Source organism: Paenibacillus paridis (assembly GCF_006345825.1).
Taxonomy (GTDB): domain Bacteria; phylum Bacillota; class Bacilli; order Paenibacillales; family Paenibacillaceae; genus Pristimantibacillus; species Pristimantibacillus paridis.
Window position 1 is genome coordinate 35,966 of the sequence record NZ_VCIX01000053.1, and the last position, 17,561, is coordinate 53,526.

Consider the following 17,561-nt stretch of genomic DNA (forward strand, 5'->3'; position numbering starts at 1 on the left):
ACAAAGGCACATCCCGACTTCCGAATTTATATTCATTTCATCGAGCTTTATGAATTTTGTTTTAAATAATTTTACTTCATACCTACTTATAATACAAATGGATTTATCCTCATAAATGTGGACGTGAAGGGCTGTTTTCGCCCCATTCTGGCCGGTAAAAAAGCAAAGAGCAGGTGCATAAAATGCACCTGCTCTTTGCTTTAGAATTGGATTGCCAATGCCATGATCATGAATTAAAAGGCTTGTTTGATAAAGGTATAAAAGGATTGCTCAAGCTCGTTAAGCTTAGTGTTCTTGCGAATAACGAAGCCATTGCTTCTTTTAATCTGCAGGCCTGCCACAGGACGGGTGATAAGCTCGTCATTCGACAGGCTTTTATTTACGGCATAATAGGGAAGGAAGGCAATATGATCGCCACGCCGAACTTCATCCTTAATGGCTTCGAGACTAGGTTTATGTACGATCTCAACGTTTACTTGACTCTGCTTCAGCGCTTGAATCAGGTTGGACTGAATAAAGTCGTTGTCAGGAACGAGCAGCCGCTTGTAATTCAAGTCTCTGGCATACAGCATCTTGCGCTTGTTCCAAGGGTGCTCCGGTGAAGCAACGAGCAGCATCTCCTCCACAAACAGCGGTTCAATTTCGTAGCCATCTTGAATGTAATCATCAGTATCGTAAAGAGGCATAATGGCAAAGTTGGTTCGTTTTTGCAACAGGTTATTTTGTAATTCGACATAGTCGCACGTATGTAAATGGAACGATTCTTCGGGATATTTGTCGTTAAAGCGACTAATAAGATCAGGCAGCACATATGCGCCTAAATAGTTGCTGACATAGATGTTGAGCGTCTGCGGAGCATCATGTTGAAGGCGATTGGCGGCTTCCTTGTACAAGGATGTAATTTTTAAAGCATATTCATACAAGATTCTACCTTTTTGCGTTAAAACAACGCTTTTTCCAGAACGGTTGAACAACGGGGTGCCATACTGGTTTTCAAGCTGCTGGATATGGTTGCTGACGGTGGGCTGTGAGGTATAAAGGATCTTAGCCGTTTCCGTAAAAGAGCGGCAATCGGCCAGCGTCAAAAAGGTTTGAAGCTTATCGGCAGAACTCATTAGGCATGCACTCCACTATAAATAAGTAATTAAGTTAAGTATATACTAATTGATTATGATTATCAATATCAATAAATATATGCTCACAATTAACTAGTCCTCCCTATGGTGTTGAGTAAACATTACCAAATTATGATCGATTTTTTTAGTATAAAAGAACTATAAATTGGAATAAATGACTTCATTTTGTCGAATAATGCCCGAAAATTGTCTACGTCCGTCGACAAGTTTTTACAAACTCCTTATTGGACTCCGAGTATAATAGAACCATTACCACACGAGTGCTAGATAAGGAGCGTGCCCCGAAGCGAGCTATGGACAAAAAACACTTGCTTAAACAATTGCAGTCGCTGCGGCTAAAGCTTCATGAAATAGCCGAAGCACGCGGCAGTTTGACAGATCCGGATGTTCTGGCGATTAGCGAAGAGGCCGATCAACTTATTGTTGCGTTACAGTATATACAAAGAAATGAGCTAACTCATATCACGATACGCCGCGACAATCTGTAGGAATGTTATTTCTCCCGCAACCGACGGAAAAATTGCTTTAACAGAGACGCGCATTCCGGCTGTAAAATACCACTAGTGAGCTCCGTTTCATGGTTGAAACGGGGCTCTTGCAGTAAGTTCATGAGTGTTCCGGCACAACCGGCTTTTGGATCCGTTGTTCCATAAACAACACGTTTCACTCGGGATTGAACGATAGCCCCGGCACACATCGGACAAGGCTCCAATGTGACATACAACGTACAATCAAGCAATCTCCAAGCGCCGATGCGATCGCAAGCGTCGCGTATGGCCACCATTTCAGCATGCGCGGTCGGATCGAACTGCGTTTCTCTCAAATTGTAGCCTCTCCCGATTATTTCATTATGCCTGACGATAACGGCACCGATGGGAACCTCGCCGATTTCTTCTGCTTTTTTGGCTTCTGCGATGGCTTCCAGCATCCAATTCTGGTCTTCTTGTTCTCTAATCATGCTTAATAACTCCTTTGAATGGTTATGAATATCCAACGAACAAATATTCTGTTGTTAACATGTAGTGGATAACATTGTGGATAACTCGTGTGATATGCACATAAATACTAACATTTTATTCAGGGCTGTGCACAGCTTCTGTTGATAATGTGCATAAGCTGTTAATAAAATGTTCATGGGCAAAAGGATGTGTCATTCATTGTCGATTAAGATGAAGTTTTCCGTCTTGATTACACTTATCGTGTTGACGTTTTTTATCTTTCATCATATTTTAAGCGAATACTCGATGACCGAGGGCATGAAAGAGCAGGCGCGCCGCTCGATGCAGGACACTTCTATGCATGTGGCAAGCTTTTTCTCCTCACTGGGCGGAAAGCCGGTGAAAGGCTCTTCGTCTATAGAAGGGGAGCAGCTAAGCCCGGACAAGCTTTTCGATATCGTAAAAGCATTAAACCCCAATATAAAGGAAATTACCGTGTTTGAGCAAGATACGTTAGCCATCCCTTTTGGCACCTACACCTATATGGATTCCCAAAGCGACTATTCTCTTTTCTCGAATGTGAAGAGTTCGGGCTTTTTGTTGCGCAAAATGCAGATAAATGAACAGTCTTTTTTTCGAAGCTATTATGCAACGGGACTGGATAACAACTACATTATTAGCATTGTGTACGATAGTGACGGCATTAAACAGCTCATCAGCCAGAAGCGAAATGACAGCTTGATTTATACGGGGATAACCATGCTGCTGGTGCTCATCATCAGTTACTGGATGGTGGGCGTTATGATTAGGCCGTTAAAAGATATTTTATGGAAGGTCAACGAGGTGTCCTCCGTACGGTTTCAGCAGCCGATCCGTATTAAGCGAAAGGATGAGTTTGGCCTGCTGGCGCTTAAAGTGAACGCGATGTCGCAAAATTTAAGCATCTATATGAATAAGCTTAGGCGTGCCTTCGAGGAAAATCGACGCATGAAGGAACATTTGGAGTCTTTTATTAACCATACAAGCGATGCTATTCATCTGAATGATCTCGATGGGAAAATCATTCAGGTTAACCGCGCCTTTGAGCTGCTCTTTGGATATGAGGAGGAAGAGGCTACGGGGCTCGTTTACCCGATTCTTCCCGATACGCATCGCGCGGAGATGAGGCATATGCTGAATCAGCTCTTGCTGGGAAAGGCCCTTCCCGCGCAGGAAACAATGTGCGTAACGAAAACGGGAGAATTGATTCCGGTGAGCGTAACCATCTCGCCGATCCGTGATTCGGACGGGACCATTCGTGCATTCGCAAGCATATCAAGAGATATGCGCAGCCGGAACAAAATGGAGGAGCTGCTTCGCAGATCAGAGAAGCTGACTACAGTGGGACAGCTTGCCGCTGGAGTCGCCCACGAGATTCGCAATCCGCTTACGACGCTGCGCGGGTTTTTGCAGCTGCAGCAGGAAAGCAAGAAGCTTACGCTCTCTCATGTAACGCTTATGCTCTCGGAGCTTGACCGCATTAATCTAATTGTAGGCGAGTTTCTTATTCTGGCGAAGCCGCAAGCAACAAGATTTGTGGCCAAGGACGTCAGAAATGTGCTGCAGGATGTTATTGCATTGATGAACAGCGAAGCGCTGCTCCACAATATTGAATTTCGGATATCCTTCACTGAGGAAGCTTGTCTTATTTCCTGCGAGGAGAATCAATTGAAGCAGGTGTTTATTAATCTGCTCAAAAATGCCATTGAAGCTATGCCAAGCGGAGGCACGATTCATATTTATATCACTTACAAACGTGAATATATATCCATTACGATTACGGATGAGGGCGTGGGAATTCCGGACGAGATGATTCCGAAGATTGGCGATCCTTTTTTTACAGGCAAGGAAACGGGAACGGGACTTGGCATCATGGTCAGCCAGCGTATTATTAACAGCCACCGCGGAACGATGGATATCAAAAGCCAGGTTAATGTTGGCACAACGGTGCATTTGCAGCTTCCTGCTTTGAAAGAAGAGCCCGAGAGCGGTATACTAGGACAATAAGAAAAGATCGGAAGCCTGCTGAGCAAGCGGAAGGGGGTAGGAGACTTGGCATTGGAACCAGATATGATGGAACGGGCCCATAAGGGCAGCGCGTTGACCGTTGAATCAGCGGGTTATACTTCTTTGCTTGCAGGAGCAACCGGTCTTATTGGCAGGGCTTTGTTAAAGCAGCTGATTGCGGACTCGTCGATAAGCAAAATTACAGTTTTATCTCGAAGGCCGGTAGCTATGGAAGGATTGGGCCGCCCGAGTGAGCTTGCCAAGGTAGAGGTGATCGTTGCATCTTTGGATGACATGGCGCTTGCATTGGAACAGGTTAAAGCCGATATGGTATTCTGTACGCTAGGCACAACGATCAAGATTGCCAAAACAAAAGAAGCATTTCGGAAGGTCGATTACGAATATCCCCTTTCCTTGGCACTTTTCGCAGAACGGACCGATGCTGCGCTTTTTTCCGTCGTCACGGCTATGGGGGCCTCTACGGATTCTGCATTCTTTTATAGCAGGGTGAAAGGTGAGCTGCAAGAACAGCTTGTTAAGCTAAGCATACCGCACATTCAGGTGTTCCAGCCCTCGCTATTGCTGGGTGAGCGTTCGGAGGCGCGTCCGGGGGAAGCTCTTGGTGCTTGGGTATCGAAAGGCCTACAATACGCCATGGTCGGTCCTTTGCGCAAATACCGTGCGATCAAGGGGGAGGCAGTTGCTTTTGCTATGCGGCTTGCTGCATTCCAAGCTCTAGGAGCAGCAACATCAGCAGAAGGCGGTAGCGCGGCAGCCATTCAGTATTATCCATCGGACAAAATTGCCGAGCTGGCAGTACATACAACGGGGTGAATCAGCTTTGAGAATCAATAAGTTTATTAGCGAAACAGGATATTGCTCGAGACGCGAGGCAGATAAGCTGGTAGACAGCGGCCGGGTAACCATTAACGGAGTAACGGCACAATTGGGCAGCCAGGCGGAGCCAGGCGACGATGTACGTGTCGATGGGCGTAAGATTGGCGAGCAGAAGGGCCATGTCTATATTGCGTTAAATAAACCAGTAGGCATCACCAGCACGACTGAACTGCATATTAAAGGAAACATTGTCGATTTTGTTGGCCATACGGAGCGGATTTTTCCTATTGGAAGGCTGGATAAGGATTCGGAAGGGTTAATCCTGCTAACCAATGATGGAGATATCGTTAATCCGATTCTTCGCTCGGAAGGCAAACACGAGAAGGAATATTTGGTCACGGTGGACAAGCCGGTAACAGAAGCCTTCCTGAAAGGGATGGCGACGGGCGTCCATATTCTTGGCAGCATGACTTTGCCTTGCTTGGTGACGAGAGTGACCGACCGGGTATTCCGGATTATTCTGACGGAGGGGCGCAACCGCCAAATCCGCAGGATGTGTGAAGCTTTTGGCTTTCACGTAAGAAGGCTGCAGCGCCAACGGATTATGAATATTCATTTAGGCGGATTGCAAGTCGGCAAATGGCGGGATCTCAGTGAAGCGGAGAAGAACGAGCTCTTTGAAACGTTAAGCTACGAGCCGGTATAAATATAATGGCTGGAAATAGCAGCAAAAAAACCTGAGGTTACACGCTACTTGCGTGCTGTCTCAGGTTTTTTTGTCATAGAAGACGATATCCGTTCGATCTTGTTATTTCACCGAAATCGATTGCGCGCTCTTCGGATCAGCATAGGTATGCATGATAGATACCTCAACGCGGCGGTTTTTGGATTTGCCCGCAACCGTCTTGTTATCAGCAACCGGACGATATTCGCCGTAACCAATTGCACTGAAGCGTTCAGGCTTCAGCTGTTTATTTTCAAGCAAAATATCCATAAAACGAATGGCCCGCATGGAGCTTAGATCCCAGTTGGACTTGAAGAAAACGGTCGAGATTGGCGTGGTGTCCGTATGTCCGGATACGACGACCTCGTAATCGGGATATTGCTGCAGCATCTTGCCGATCGCGATCGCGAGCTCTTTAGATTCGGGCTTAACGGACGCTTGGGCGGGTGCAAATAACGCATTGTCGCTAATCGTAATCATGAGCTGAGAGAGATTGAGCTTCGTTTCCAGATCGGAGGTTAGGCCGTTTTTCTCAATATACGAGTCGATTTTTTTCTTAAGATCCTCAAGATCCTTCTGCTCCTGCTTCATCAGCTCTTCCCGGGCTTTCTCCTCTGCAGACAAATCATTGCTCTCGTCCGTAGGATCCTCCTTCGAGTCGATAACGCCGCCAGTGTCATCCTGCTTTTTCCCATCGTCTTCGCCGGTTTTGACAATTGCGGTCTCCGAAAGGACGCCGCTGCCCGTGCTAAGCGCAATACTGAAGGCTTGGGACATTTCTTCAAACTTCTTAACGTCTACCGAGTTCATGGAGTATAACACGATAAAGAGGGCCAAGAGGAGCGTCAGCAAGTCAGCATATGGAATCAGCCAAGATTCATCAACATGCTCCTCATGTTCCTCATGCCTATGCTTTTTGCTCAACGGCGCCTTCCTCCTTCTCCCTCATCTTCAATCTCTCTGTAGGCGTAAGGAAAACAGACAGCTTCTGGTTAATGGCGATTGTCGATACGCCGGATTGAATGGACAGCAGCCCTTCAACCATCATCAGGCGAATTTGAATCTCTTTCTTGGACATGCGCTTCAGTTTATTGGCAATCGGATGCCAAAGAACATAACCTGTAAAGATACCAAGCAGCGTAGCGATAAAGGCTCCGGCAATGGCGTGGGCAAGCTTGTTCATGTCGCTCATATCTGCAAGCGCGGCAACGAGCCCGACCACCGCACCGAGTACCCCTAGCGTTGGAGCATATGTACCTGCTTGCGTGAAGATCAAAGCGCCTGCTTTGTGGCGATCCTCGGTTGCTGCAATATCTTCCAGCAGAACATCGCGTACGAAGTCTTGGTCGTTTCCATCAATAATCATGCGCATACCGTTGCGAAGGAACGTATCTTCGATTTCATCCACCTTTGCTTCAAGGGCGAGCAAGCCCTCGCGGCGGGTAATGGAAGCCCATTCCATAAAGCGCTGAATTAACTCATCGCGCTGAGGCAGCTTTTGCTCGGTGAATACCATTTTGAACAGCTTGCCGACTTTGGAGAGCTCTGACATTGGGAATGCAATCATAACCGATGCGATGGTTCCCAAAATAATAATCATAAAAGCAGCAGGGTTTGCAAGAGATGAGAGGTGTGCTCCCTTTAAAACCATGCCTCCTAGTACAGCGACTAATCCTAGCACAAGACCAATAATTGTTGAATTTTTCATCATACACCCCGTCCAATACGATTTCGACATTTCTCTACTTCTTATATTATCGTCAGATGGGTATTCTGAAGTTAGAGTAAATGGAATGATTTGAAGGCAATCGCGTTAAAAATTGATAAAATGCGGTAGAATAGTAGAGAGATGTGTACAAAAATTGACGATGATAAAGGTGGAACAGGCAAATGGGAGTTAGACATGCTAGGGAGTACGCGGATATTTTGAAGGATTTGACAGCTGCAGTTGCCGAAATTGAGGGGAGCTATACTTTTTTTGAGATGGAGCCTGAGGAATGGGCGGTATTGCCAAGCGATGACCGTCATGAAGTAATGGAAGCGCTGGCTGACGATGTTTTTTTTGGTTTGGGCGAGAACCCGGTCATCGAAGTGGGCGAAGGTGTCATTGCCTATAATAACAAGCATCATATTATTGAAGTTTCACAGGGCGATAAGGTGACACAAATTATTCGCTTAATCTAAATTTCGACAATTTCCTTCTTTTATTGGAAGTAGAGATGTCGGATCTTTACAATTTATGTCGACTCTATTACAATATTACTCAATAAGTATGACAGATAAATTAACGCATATGTAACATAGAGGAGACCGCTATGAAGGAGTGCCAATCATCGTTTCTGCTGCCGAAAACGCTTGGTTTGAACGGTGAAACACTAGCCGCATTTTATCAGCCTATCATAGCAATGGATACGAGACGCATTATAGGCTATGAGGTGCTTGGCCGCGCAGTTAAAGGGAATGCCGTGCGCAGCCTTGGGCCTTTTTTCTGCAATGAGGAAGTTCCGGAAGAGGATCATATTGTGGTAGATCGGCTGCTGCGCGAACAAGCCTTCTCCAAGCTGGCCTCCATGCAGGAGCAGCCGCTGCTGTTCATTAATTTGAAGCCATCCTGGATATACCGATATGAGGAGAACGGCGAGCTTTATACCTTATCGCTGCTCGATAGATATGGGATTGATCCGAAGCGGATTGTCATAGAAATCACGGAGGAATCTTTCCTTGGTTCTATGGAGCGGCTGCGGACCGTTGTTGACATTTATCGCTCCAGAGGCTGCATCATTGCTATTGACGATGTAGGCAGCGGTTATAGCAATACGGACCGCATTGCGCAAATTCAGCCTAACCTGCTCAAGATTGATATTCATATGATCAAGAAAAGCGCGACGCATGACGGTTATTTTGGCGTATTGCGCTCCTTCTCCGACTTGGCTGAGCAAATAGGGGCTTCTCTGCTTGTCGAAGGGGTCGAGACGCGTGAGGATTTGGCACGCGCGATTCAAGCCGGGGCACGTTACGTACAGGGCTTCATGTTCGCGCGCGCGGAGCCGGAGTTTATGGAGCCGGATTGTTTTGCTCTTGTAATCGAAGCAGAGCTGGAGCAGCGTTTGCTTCATTATTTAGGAACCGAACGGTACTGGCAGCGGCAATCCGAGCGCTTGGCGGAGCAGCTCGTTGAGCTGGTACAGCAGGCGCGCTGCTCGGAACAGAAGGACGAATGGATCGAAAAACTGCTGCCGGAGCTTTATGATCATTGTATTCGGGTCTACCTATGCAACGAGGACGGCATTCAGCTCTCCTCCAACTATTGCCGTGAAACGGATAAGGACTGGCGGCGAGAAGAGCAGTACCGCGGGGCCAATTGGAGCTGGCGTCCTTACTTTGTTCCCAATTTGGTACAGCTGAATGAGAATCGACGGGCGATCGTCTCGCGGGCATACACCGATTTGGATTCGTATGCCTGGATTCGCACCGTTTCGGTGTTGGTAGCGCCGGGACTCATTTTATTTATGGATTTAAAGGATACGGAACGCGGGGCTCAACGGCTCTAATTCCTGCTAGCTTCATAGACCATGCAATGACATGTGGACTCGCCCTGTGGCGTAGAGCGTGTATACGTATCCGTAATTTGAAATCCGGCTTGTTCATAAGCCCGTACAGCCCTGATATTCCAAGCAACCACCTCCAGATCAATCTCGTTCTCTGGCTTGCGCAGAAATGCTTCCGCAGCGATTAAGCGGGTGAACGCAGAGCCAAGGCCTCTTCCGCAAAGATCCGGCCTTAGTCCAAGTCCGAGCCTTGTGACGCCCGTAATGGGGAAAAATTGAGCGTAACCGACCAGCCTGTGCTGGTCATCGATAACAGCAGCATATTGCGCAGCGCGCAGGACGGGATCGCCAAATTCGATTCCGTCCTTTTGCATTTGCACCCATGAAGGCCAATTATAAATAGCATAGAGGTCCTGATAGGACCAACTGCATATTTCCTCCGCATGATGAAGCTCCAGCGGGCATATGGTCATGACGAGCGGATTTCGATTATAATGGGTGGAGCTTTGGTTATTGTCCATAGAGAAAAAGCCTCCGCATATTGTAGGGTTATCATTAGGTATCAGACGAATGAAATTGATTTATTATAACAGATTGACGCAAGTGGATGGTGCGTTCATAAGGAGAATCACGAGAATGAAGAAATTAATTTGGATTGGCTGCTTATCCTACTTGGTAATAGGGGTTGCTCATGTGGTGGGCGGGTCCATTCTGGAGCAGTTGATCGCTCATTACGGCTTATCTTATAAAGATGGCGGCCAATGGATCATGAATCAGTTTTTAGGATTTTTAGTCGGTGTCTTGCTTGCTCCTTCCATTACAGCCAGAATAGGTAAGCGCGGTGCTGTATTGCTCGCTATTGGCGTACTAACGGTAAGTGAGGCAGCTTACAGTCTTCTTCTTCCGTGGGGATGGATGCTGGCCATTGCTCCGTTCGCGGGGGTTGGCTTTGGCATGACAGAAGCTGTAGTGGGAGCTATGATTATTGATATGGCTAAGAATGGGAAGGCTTCCGCTATGAGTAGGCTGGAAATCTTTTTTGGGGTAGGTGCGTTATTGATCCCGATTGCCGCAGCTTACCTGATCCAACATCAAATCTGGCAGGTTTCTTTTCCTATATTAGCGGCAATGGCAGGCATCACCTTTGTTTTATGGCTGACGTTGTCCTTCGGAGAGCTGGACGAGCAGCTTGGTTTTGTCTCACGGAGCGGTAAAGCTGAACAGAATGGGACAGCAGCACCGCAGGCATTGCCTAATGCAGACAAGGAGAAAGTCTCCGCTTTTTTTGGTTATCCGCGGAAAGCACTGCCTTTTTTGCTGTTATCGGCGTTGTTTTTTATGATTTACGTAGGCATGGAAATGAGTTTCTCTAATTATTTGCCAGCGATTCTGACTACCCGTTCGGGACTCGGAGAATCCAGTGCGGCTGCTGCGCTAAGCCTTTTCTGGGGCACTATGGTGCTAGGCCGTCTTTTTGCCGGTGTGCTTGCCGACCGGATGGGTTATGCCCGTTACTTACTGATCGCAACTGCAGGAGCTTCTGTCATTTTTGTAGGCATGGCTATGCTGGGGCAGTTGAGCTGGCTGCTGGCTATGGTGGCGTTAAGCGGGTTGTTTTTCTCCGGTATTTTCGGGATTGCTCTCGTCTATGCCAATGAGCTCATCCCGGGAATGACCGAAAGGACGACGAGTCTTCTCGTTGCATGCGGTGGGCTTGGCGGTGCAATCTTCCCTCGCCTAACCGGCTGGTTCATGGATCAATACCATGTTCAGTCTACGCTGTGGCTCATATGTGCGCTCGTCGCTCTCCTGCTTCTGCTTCTTGTTGCCATGCTTGTGCTTGGTCGGAGACAGGGTCAGCGCACAGCTTTTAAGCAAAGTTAAACAAGTCTTCTTAGCTTTAAGGCTGCTGATCACTATATTGCAGCTGAGGCAGCAGTCGTGAGAGAGACATTATACGGATATGCCAGTAAAAGACGAGAATGTTATAAATAATGTAAAAAAAACCTCGCGTCCGCTGATTCAAAAGCGGTTAGCGAGGTTTATTTAAAATATAGGAGAGGATATCATTTCGTTATCCTTTCTCTATATTTCTCGGAGTGAACCGTGCTGCGACGCCAGAGGACTGCGACAGCCGTTTCACCTTGTAACTAAATATAAAAAGTCATTTGCACGAGGCGTATTCTAATTAGGGTTCAAGTGTGCTACTTGAGTATGGTTTTGTACACCTCAATCGCACGAGCGCGCGAGGCTTTTAGATCGACAATGGCACCGCTTTGGGGGAGATGTATTTCCTTATCGGACAACGGGGCCAAATGAGGCAGCCAGCGGCGAATGTAGCTTCCGCTGGGATCATGAGTTTGAGACTGCGTTGCTGGGTTCATGATCCGGAAATAAGGCGCGGCATCGTAGCCAAGCGATGAGCACCAAAGCCAGCCGCCACGGTTAAGCGTATTATCATAATCACTCAGATGATGGCGGAAATGCTCTTCTCCCAGCGTGAAGGGGCAAAGCAGGTTCTTGGTCAAGAACATCGCAACGACCATTCTCAGGCGATTAGGCAGCTCACCTGTCCGATTCAGCTGCGTCATAGCCGCATCAATAATCGGAATGCCTGTTGCAGCGGTTTTCCATGACTCCAAGTGGGCATCCGACAAGGCCGACATATCCGTTAGATGCTCATAGCGGAAGAAATCTTCATGGTACATGGCTTGGTACAAGTAGAAGTCACGCCAAGCGAGCTGGCGATGCCAAGCTTCGGAACCAGGCAATCCTTGGGTTTGCTCGAACGCATAACGTGATGAGATGGCCCCCGTATTTAAGAAGCGGGAAAGATTGCTCGTGTGGTTCTTTGCATAGGCATCGCGGCTATCATCATAAGAGGCGAGGCGCTCGCGGATGAAGCGTTCAAGCTTGTTCAGCGATTTAGGCGTTCCTTCTACATTTGTTTCGCCTAATGCGGAAGAGACGGAGTCAGGCAGTGCAAACTGCTGCGCGATACTGCTGCTGAGTTCATGAAGCGTTGAGAGCTCTTGAATGGTGATATGGCTCATTGGGCTGTAGCACTGCTGCATGTAGCTGCTCCACATGCGATAGAACGGCGTGAATACTTTGTAGGGCTCCGTTCGGCGCGCAAATGCCGGGAAAGCTTCCATATCAGCTAGCGGCGCATCCGCAATTGGCATCCAGCGGCGTCCCAATCGGCGGGTAACCTGCTGAAGCTGCCCGTCCCGCTCACGGGCGTATGGCGTATAATCGGCATGGACGACGACTTCTTCGATGGGGTGGGCCTGCAGCAGGGCTTCAACAATCGGTTTGGGCTCGCCATACAGCACATGGAGCTCCTTATCCGCATTGGAGTAGCTTTGCAGCAAGGAAGCGGCTTGCGCCATAAAGTTTCGGCCGCTATGGCTGCTTAGCCTGCTGCCCCCAGTCAACCTTGGATCTATAATGAGCAAGTGAATGCCAGGCATGTCTTGCTTCTTCAAGTAATCAAACGCTCGCATATCTGCTGTACGCAAATCCTTGCGATGAATAAATAAATACATCAAGCAAAGCTCCTTTCAACTACCGCGGCAGCCTTGAAATGAAACAGCAAAGCCGCATGTCATTTGTCGTCTCAGGACAAAAAACTGCGGCTTTGCTGGATGAGTCTACCTGTTAACCTTTGATGAGAAGGAATAGGTCACTCTATTATCCGTTAGCAAGTGCTTGGAAAGACTCGTCATCCATGACGCGACGAGCAGTCACATAACGGTCTTCATAATAGGAGGAGTTCAGTTTGTCGGTTACAACGCCTCTGCTGGAGGACGAATGAGCAAACTTGCCATCTCCAATGTAAATGCCTACGTGGGATACGGTGCTGTTATTGCCACCAACGGTGTCAAAGAACACAAGATCTCCCGGAATTAGGTCGGCTTTAGCGACCTTCGTGCCTGCTTTCGCTTGCGAGCTGGACGTACGCGGAAGCTCAATGCCTAGTTTTTCGAACACAAAGCCCGTAAAACCGGAGCAGTCAAAGCCTTTTGCTGTCGTTCCGCCGCTCTTGTACGGAGAACCAATAACATCATTAATAACTCCGTTTAGTTTGGAATCTGCGAACGCGCTGCCTGCTTGGAAAGCAAGTACGAGAACGAGACCCAGAAGTAGTGCAGTAACCTTTTTCAATTGTGAAACTCCTTCCAAGGCCGACGAGGTTAGCTGTGGGGTTCGGTTGAAGGCTCCCTATGATTCCTCAGGCGCTGCACAAATGATCAGACGTCGGAATCAATTCACCCAAAGTGGTTCCCCCGTTTCCCCATAGGGAATTAGGCTGTTTTTTATTGCTTTGAGAAATATTCGATTATTTTCAATGATCTCCTGCCTTTACTGGCAAATTCTAATAATTCTCATGTAACCTTTTGACTATTTGCTTCGTTTAATCGTTTTTTCTGTAATATAAACACACGTATGTAGTGCTTTCTGACTAATATTCACGTCTCAATTTCATTAATTATGTGGATTTGATGTAAAATATACCGATTTGTCCTTTTGCGGCCTTGTTGCGCATGCTCGTCTTAAAGCCTATAAAAGGCGGCAGGTTAACCTTTTGCATCAAATATTAAAAAACTCTCATGCAAATAACCTCCGGCCATGCTGGAGGTTATTTGCACGAGAGAGGTCGCAAAAAAGACCGTTCATGAGAACGGCCTCCTGCAGATTGGACATGATTTACTTAGCAGTAATGACTTTCTCCGAAATCAGCTGCGGATCACCGTTCTTTTGTTCCATGTAGAAACGAAGCTTGTATTTGCCTGCGTACTTGAAATCATACGAAATAACCTTGGAGCTGAACCAGAAGGTGTCCTTCTCAAGGAACTCCTTGAAGTCGTCATCGGATTGGCTGCGGCTGTCAATCGTCGTTTCTTTGTCATTTGGATCGACAAGAGTAACCTTGAACTCGGATAAGGCCACATTTAAATTATCGATTTGCGCTTGCACCAAAAACTTCTGGACGGTGCCTTTATCCACTTGACCAAACATCGTGCGCTTCTCGTTCATTAGAAACATATGGACATTTGGCTTTTGGATGACGAGCTTCTTCTCACTGTTCTTCCATTGAATGAAAGCTTGCAGGGAATCACTGAGGGAACGGATGTTGATATAGACCTTATCATCTACCAATAAAGCTTCTTCAGATGAAGTCTTGTTATTATAAACGAATGTTACCTTTTGAAATAATTTGTCAGCTGCAACTAATGAACCGCCCGATAGGAGCAAGGCCATAGATATAATAATCAGTTTTTTACGCATCATGTATAGGTTTCCTCCATTGTTTAATTTCTACCAATTATTTATACAGTGCTGCCTTCATTTAGTTGCGGTTATTTAAAAATAAAAAACCCCTCTGATCCCCAGCGAGCTGGGGGTTAGAGGGGACGGCTGCCTCGTACTTATTTGGATTGAAGCAGCTCGTATTGTGTTGCAATCGTCCATACCTTCATCAACGTACGGACGAGGTGATAGCCTTGATGGAGAATGAGCGCGAAGAGGCCCGCCCAAAGCATGGATAAGCTAGTGACCACAAGCCCCGCAGCAGCTCCAATCCCCCACATAATAAGCGATATGGCCGCGTACACGAGGAAGTTCCGAAGGGCGTGCCATAAGGAGCGGAATACCCCTTCTCCAGAGGCTGCTCCTAGCTGCATGGCCAAAAATAACAGATGAAGCACTGTCGCCCACACCAGCCATATGGCTGCGCCAGGCAGAACATTTTGCAAAAGGTCGGGAATGGAGTTGCTCTCCAAAAGCGAATTGAGCGCGCGCGGGAGCAGCCACCAAGCGGGAGCTAGGGAAAGAACGGATTCCATCCAGTATAGCAGGACCACCGGCTTCCAGGTTTTGCGGATCCCCTCCAGGAATCGTGTTCCCTCGTCGGCTCTTGTTTGATTTAACGAGTAGAAGAGTCCGGCATTAAATAAGGGCGTCAGCAGCATTCGGATGAGCAGGAGACTGCCTAGCATCCAGACATAAGGGGAAATGAGATCGGTCTTGAACAGCTGGAACTGGGCTTCCGTAAGGAAGGACTGAGCTGCCGTGTCGGAAGGATAGGCGCTTGGATAACGGCGCAGCAGCGGAGATACGATTGAATCAATGAAACGATAGAGAAAAAAGCCCCAAAGCAGTTGATAGAGAAATAATAAAATAACCAGATAAAAATGCTTTACCGTTAGCCGCCAGCCTTGCTTCAAATAGATCTTCATGGTTTATCGCTCCTTGAACGCAATTACTTACCAGCTAAGCGAACCGAGAAGCCCTTCGATTAGCTTGACGGCGCCTAGGCTCCATCTTGTACGTTTTTCTTCAGGCAGCTGTGCCTGCATATAGTTGTTAATGAGCTTATTGTCGAGTACGTTGCTGTAATCCGGGTCGACGACCGCCCATTCAAGCGGAGCGGTATGCACCTGCGTATATTGAATATGAGATTCCTCGGCGCCCCAAAGCTTGGTTACTTTGCTGCCGTCGGTGAACTGCATGACGACTTTAATTTCGCCATTGCTGCCGCCGTTTTTCTTGACAAGGACGACCGATTCATAGAGCGAGTTCCCGTCTTGTATGACCGGGCGCACATGGATCGACTCAATGGAGAAGTCGGCCATTTGATCGTCATATACATATTGGCTGAAATAGTCATGCCATTTAGTCTTGGTGACCTGCTCCACTACGCGCTGGAAGTCCGAGGTGGATGGATGCTTGAACTTATACTTTTGGAAGTAGGTGCGCAATATCTTCTGCATCATTCGGGAGCCAACCTGATTCTCAATGCCAATGAGGACCAGCTTTGCCCGCATGTAAACATTCTCGGCATACTGCGAGTGGCTGCCATAAGTCCATGACGATTGCTTGAGCGGTGCAGGGTCAGTCATGTAGCTGGCTTCCGTGCGAAGGTTCGCTTCCAACCCGTAAGCAGTCTCCATTACTTTATCCTCCGCATAGGAGGTAAAGCCCTCATCGAGCCAAGCTTCCTCGAACTCATTGGAGGCAACCATGCCATACCAGTACTGGTGGCCAATCTCATGAACGACCGTCCGCTCCAGATCATAGCCGGGATTATCCTTCTCGGCCGCGAATGCGGTAATGAGCGTAGGATATTCCATGCCGCCGGCACCGTTTGCCCCTTTTGGAGGCACGACGATAGAAAGCGTGCTGTATGGATATTCTCCGTACCATTTCGCATAGCTCGACAGTGCTGACTTGGCAGCATGCATGTAACGGTCTTTCAGGGCGGCGTGTGCCGGGTCCAGATAAAGCTTTATGCGTACGCCGGGAATGCCGGTATCGGAGTAGGCGGTCTCTTCATATACAAAGTCCGGCGATGCCGACCAGGCAAAGTCATGCACGTCGTCGGCATAAAATTGGTAAACCTTCACCTGATCTTTCATTTCAATCGGTTTGGTCTGGAAGCCAGTGGCCGCAACCGTATACGCTTCCGGTACTTTGATCCGAACGCTGTAAATGCCAAAGTCGCTGTAAAACTCCGAGTTGCCATGATATTGGTGGACGTTCCAGCCTTCCGCTGCCCGGCCGCGCGTGCCGGCGGTTTCGTACACCGCAATTTTGGGAAACCATTGGCCTGCCATGACAAAATTCCCGGAATAGCCCATGCGTGCAAAAACTTCCGGAAGCTTCACCTCATAGCCCATATGAAGCGTGACAGATTTCCCTGGAGCCACAGGCTCCGGCAAGCGGATTTTCGCCAGGCTGAAGTCTTCGGCATTGCCGTCATCCGGCTGTACGTATTGCAGGCGTGGCAGCAGGCTCTCGCCGTTAAGCGTCTCCAGCGTCAGCAGCTTCATATACCCTTGGCTGTTAATCGTTGCTTTGTCTTGGCGAAGCTTGCCCCCTGATTCCTTCATAAAGGTCGTCTTGTCCGAATGGAAGGCGTTCGGATAGAGGTGGAAGTACAGCTCGGATACTGTTTTTTTGCCTGGATTTGTCCAGGTCACGGTTTGGTCGCCGTTTAATTGCTTCGCATCGTCCAGCAAATGGACGCTGATATGGTACTCAACGACGCGTTTGCTGAGCTCTTGCGGTTTAGGCGTCATTACCGTGTTCGGCTCCTGCACGACGGGCGGCTTGGCCGAATTTGGAGCAGGGGCAGACACTGGCTTGGCATTGGCGGCAGGGGCGAAGGCATAAGTATATTGGGATTGCCAAGCAGTCCCGAAGTCGTACCGCACAGACAAGCCGAGCATGACGACTGCGAGTATTACGAGCAAAAATCTTTTGAAATAGCGTGGAGTCATTGAACGTTTCCCTCCCGTTGACAAGCATCTAAAGCATGTATATGTTT

General features: G+C 47.9%; 17 protein-coding genes and 1 riboswitch. Of the genes, 7 read left to right on the forward strand and 10 right to left on the reverse strand.

The genetic code is table 11. The features are described from left to right. Positions 1–233: 233 nt before the first annotated feature. Positions 234–1,115, reverse strand: a complete 882-nt coding sequence (locus FJQ58_RS01375; protein WP_139990659.1) for a LysR family transcriptional regulator — start codon at positions 1,113–1,115, stop codon at positions 234–236. A 314-nt stretch (positions 1,116–1,429) separates the two neighbouring features. Between FJQ58_RS01375 and FJQ58_RS01380 the strand changes: the two genes are divergently transcribed. Next, positions 1,430–1,624, forward strand: a complete 195-nt coding sequence (locus tag FJQ58_RS01380) for an aspartyl-phosphate phosphatase Spo0E family protein (RefSeq protein WP_139990660.1) — start codon at positions 1,430–1,432, stop codon at positions 1,622–1,624. A 5-nt stretch (positions 1,625–1,629) separates the two neighbouring features. Here the strand turns inward: FJQ58_RS01380 and tadA are convergent, their stop codons facing one another. Continuing rightward, entirely contained in the window at positions 1,630–2,094 is a 465-nt protein-coding gene (gene tadA, locus FJQ58_RS01385; protein ID WP_139990661.1) for a tRNA adenosine(34) deaminase TadA, read from the reverse strand. 199 nt (positions 2,095–2,293) lie between these two features. On the opposite strand from tadA, the gene FJQ58_RS01390 reads away from it, so the two are divergent. The 3 genes from FJQ58_RS01390 to rluF are packed head-to-tail and all read left to right on the forward strand — an operon-like array spanning position 2,294 to position 5,663. Then, positions 2,294–4,120, forward strand: a complete 1,827-nt coding sequence (locus tag FJQ58_RS01390; protein WP_238403695.1) for an ATP-binding protein — start codon at positions 2,294–2,296, stop codon at positions 4,118–4,120. Between the two features lie 45 nt (positions 4,121–4,165). Next, entirely contained in the window at positions 4,166–4,954 is a 789-nt protein-coding gene (locus FJQ58_RS01395; RefSeq protein ID WP_238403697.1) for an NAD(P)H-binding protein, read from the forward strand. 7 nt (positions 4,955–4,961) lie between these two features. Beyond that, positions 4,962–5,663, forward strand: coding sequence for a 23S rRNA pseudouridine(2604) synthase RluF (gene rluF, locus FJQ58_RS01400; RefSeq protein ID WP_139990662.1), 702 nt, complete (start codon positions 4,962–4,964; stop codon positions 5,661–5,663). Between the two features lie 102 nt (positions 5,664–5,765). Here the strand turns inward: rluF and FJQ58_RS01405 are convergent, their stop codons facing one another. Next, the gene (locus FJQ58_RS01405) at positions 5,766–6,605 is read right to left on the reverse strand and encodes a flagellar motor protein MotB (protein WP_139990663.1); all 840 of its coding nucleotides are present in this window, start codon (positions 6,603–6,605) and stop codon (positions 5,766–5,768) included. Next, positions 6,589–7,389 (reverse strand): flagellar motor stator protein MotA, encoded by an 801-nt coding sequence (gene motA / locus FJQ58_RS01410; protein ID WP_139990664.1) that lies wholly within the window; start codon positions 7,387–7,389, stop codon positions 6,589–6,591. The genes FJQ58_RS01405 and motA overlap by 17 nt, the downstream gene beginning before the upstream one ends. Positions 7,390–7,571: 182 nt before the next feature. Here motA and FJQ58_RS01415 point away from each other — a divergent pair, with 182 nt between their 5' ends. Together FJQ58_RS01415 and FJQ58_RS01420 are read left to right on the forward strand one after the other, a co-directional pair. Next, positions 7,572–7,865 (forward strand): hypothetical protein, encoded by a 294-nt coding sequence (locus tag FJQ58_RS01415; protein ID WP_139990665.1) that lies wholly within the window; start codon positions 7,572–7,574, stop codon positions 7,863–7,865. A 131-nt stretch (positions 7,866–7,996) separates the two neighbouring features. After that, positions 7,997–9,232: an EAL domain-containing protein gene (locus FJQ58_RS01420; RefSeq protein WP_139990666.1), complete on the forward strand. Its 1,236-nt coding sequence runs from the start codon at positions 7,997–7,999 to the stop codon at positions 9,230–9,232. Here the strand turns inward: FJQ58_RS01420 and FJQ58_RS01425 are convergent. Then, on the reverse strand, positions 9,229–9,750 hold the full coding sequence (locus FJQ58_RS01425; protein ID WP_139990667.1) for a GNAT family N-acetyltransferase: 522 nt from the start codon (positions 9,748–9,750) through the stop codon (positions 9,229–9,231). The genes FJQ58_RS01420 and FJQ58_RS01425 overlap by 4 nt on opposite strands. 115 nt (positions 9,751–9,865) lie before the next feature. On the opposite strand from FJQ58_RS01425, the gene FJQ58_RS01430 reads away from it, so the two are divergent. Beyond that, a complete protein-coding gene (locus FJQ58_RS01430; RefSeq protein WP_139990668.1) occupies positions 9,866–11,113 on the forward strand; it encodes an MFS transporter in 1,248 nt (415 codons plus the stop codon). A gap of 320 nt (positions 11,114–11,433) precedes the next feature. Here FJQ58_RS01430 and FJQ58_RS01435 read toward each other — a convergent pair whose 3' ends face one another. The 5 genes from FJQ58_RS01435 to FJQ58_RS01455 all read right to left on the reverse strand — a co-directional run bounded on the left by FJQ58_RS01435 (position 11,434) and on the right by FJQ58_RS01455 (position 17,514). After that, a complete protein-coding gene (locus FJQ58_RS01435) occupies positions 11,434–12,777 on the reverse strand; it encodes a cryptochrome/photolyase family protein (RefSeq protein ID WP_139990669.1) in 1,344 nt (447 codons plus the stop codon). 145 nt (positions 12,778–12,922) lie between these two features. Then, positions 12,923–13,396, reverse strand: a complete 474-nt coding sequence (locus tag FJQ58_RS01440) for a C40 family peptidase (protein WP_139990670.1) — start codon at positions 13,394–13,396, stop codon at positions 12,923–12,925. 3 nt (positions 13,397–13,399) lie between these two features. Continuing rightward, positions 13,400–13,553, reverse strand: a riboswitch (cyclic di-AMP (ydaO/yuaA leader). Positions 13,554–13,939: 386 nt separating this feature from the next. Then, complete coding sequence (locus FJQ58_RS01445; RefSeq protein WP_139990671.1) at positions 13,940–14,524, reverse strand: copper amine oxidase; 585 nt, start codon at positions 14,522–14,524, stop codon at positions 13,940–13,942. A gap of 137 nt (positions 14,525–14,661) precedes the next feature. Continuing rightward, positions 14,662–15,471, reverse strand: a complete 810-nt coding sequence (locus FJQ58_RS01450; RefSeq protein ID WP_139990672.1) for a hypothetical protein — start codon at positions 15,469–15,471, stop codon at positions 14,662–14,664. A gap of 27 nt (positions 15,472–15,498) precedes the next feature. After that, the gene (locus FJQ58_RS01455) at positions 15,499–17,514 is read right to left on the reverse strand and encodes a M1 family metallopeptidase (RefSeq protein ID WP_139990673.1); all 2,016 of its coding nucleotides are present in this window, start codon (positions 17,512–17,514) and stop codon (positions 15,499–15,501) included. Positions 17,515–17,561: the final 47 nt, after the last annotated feature.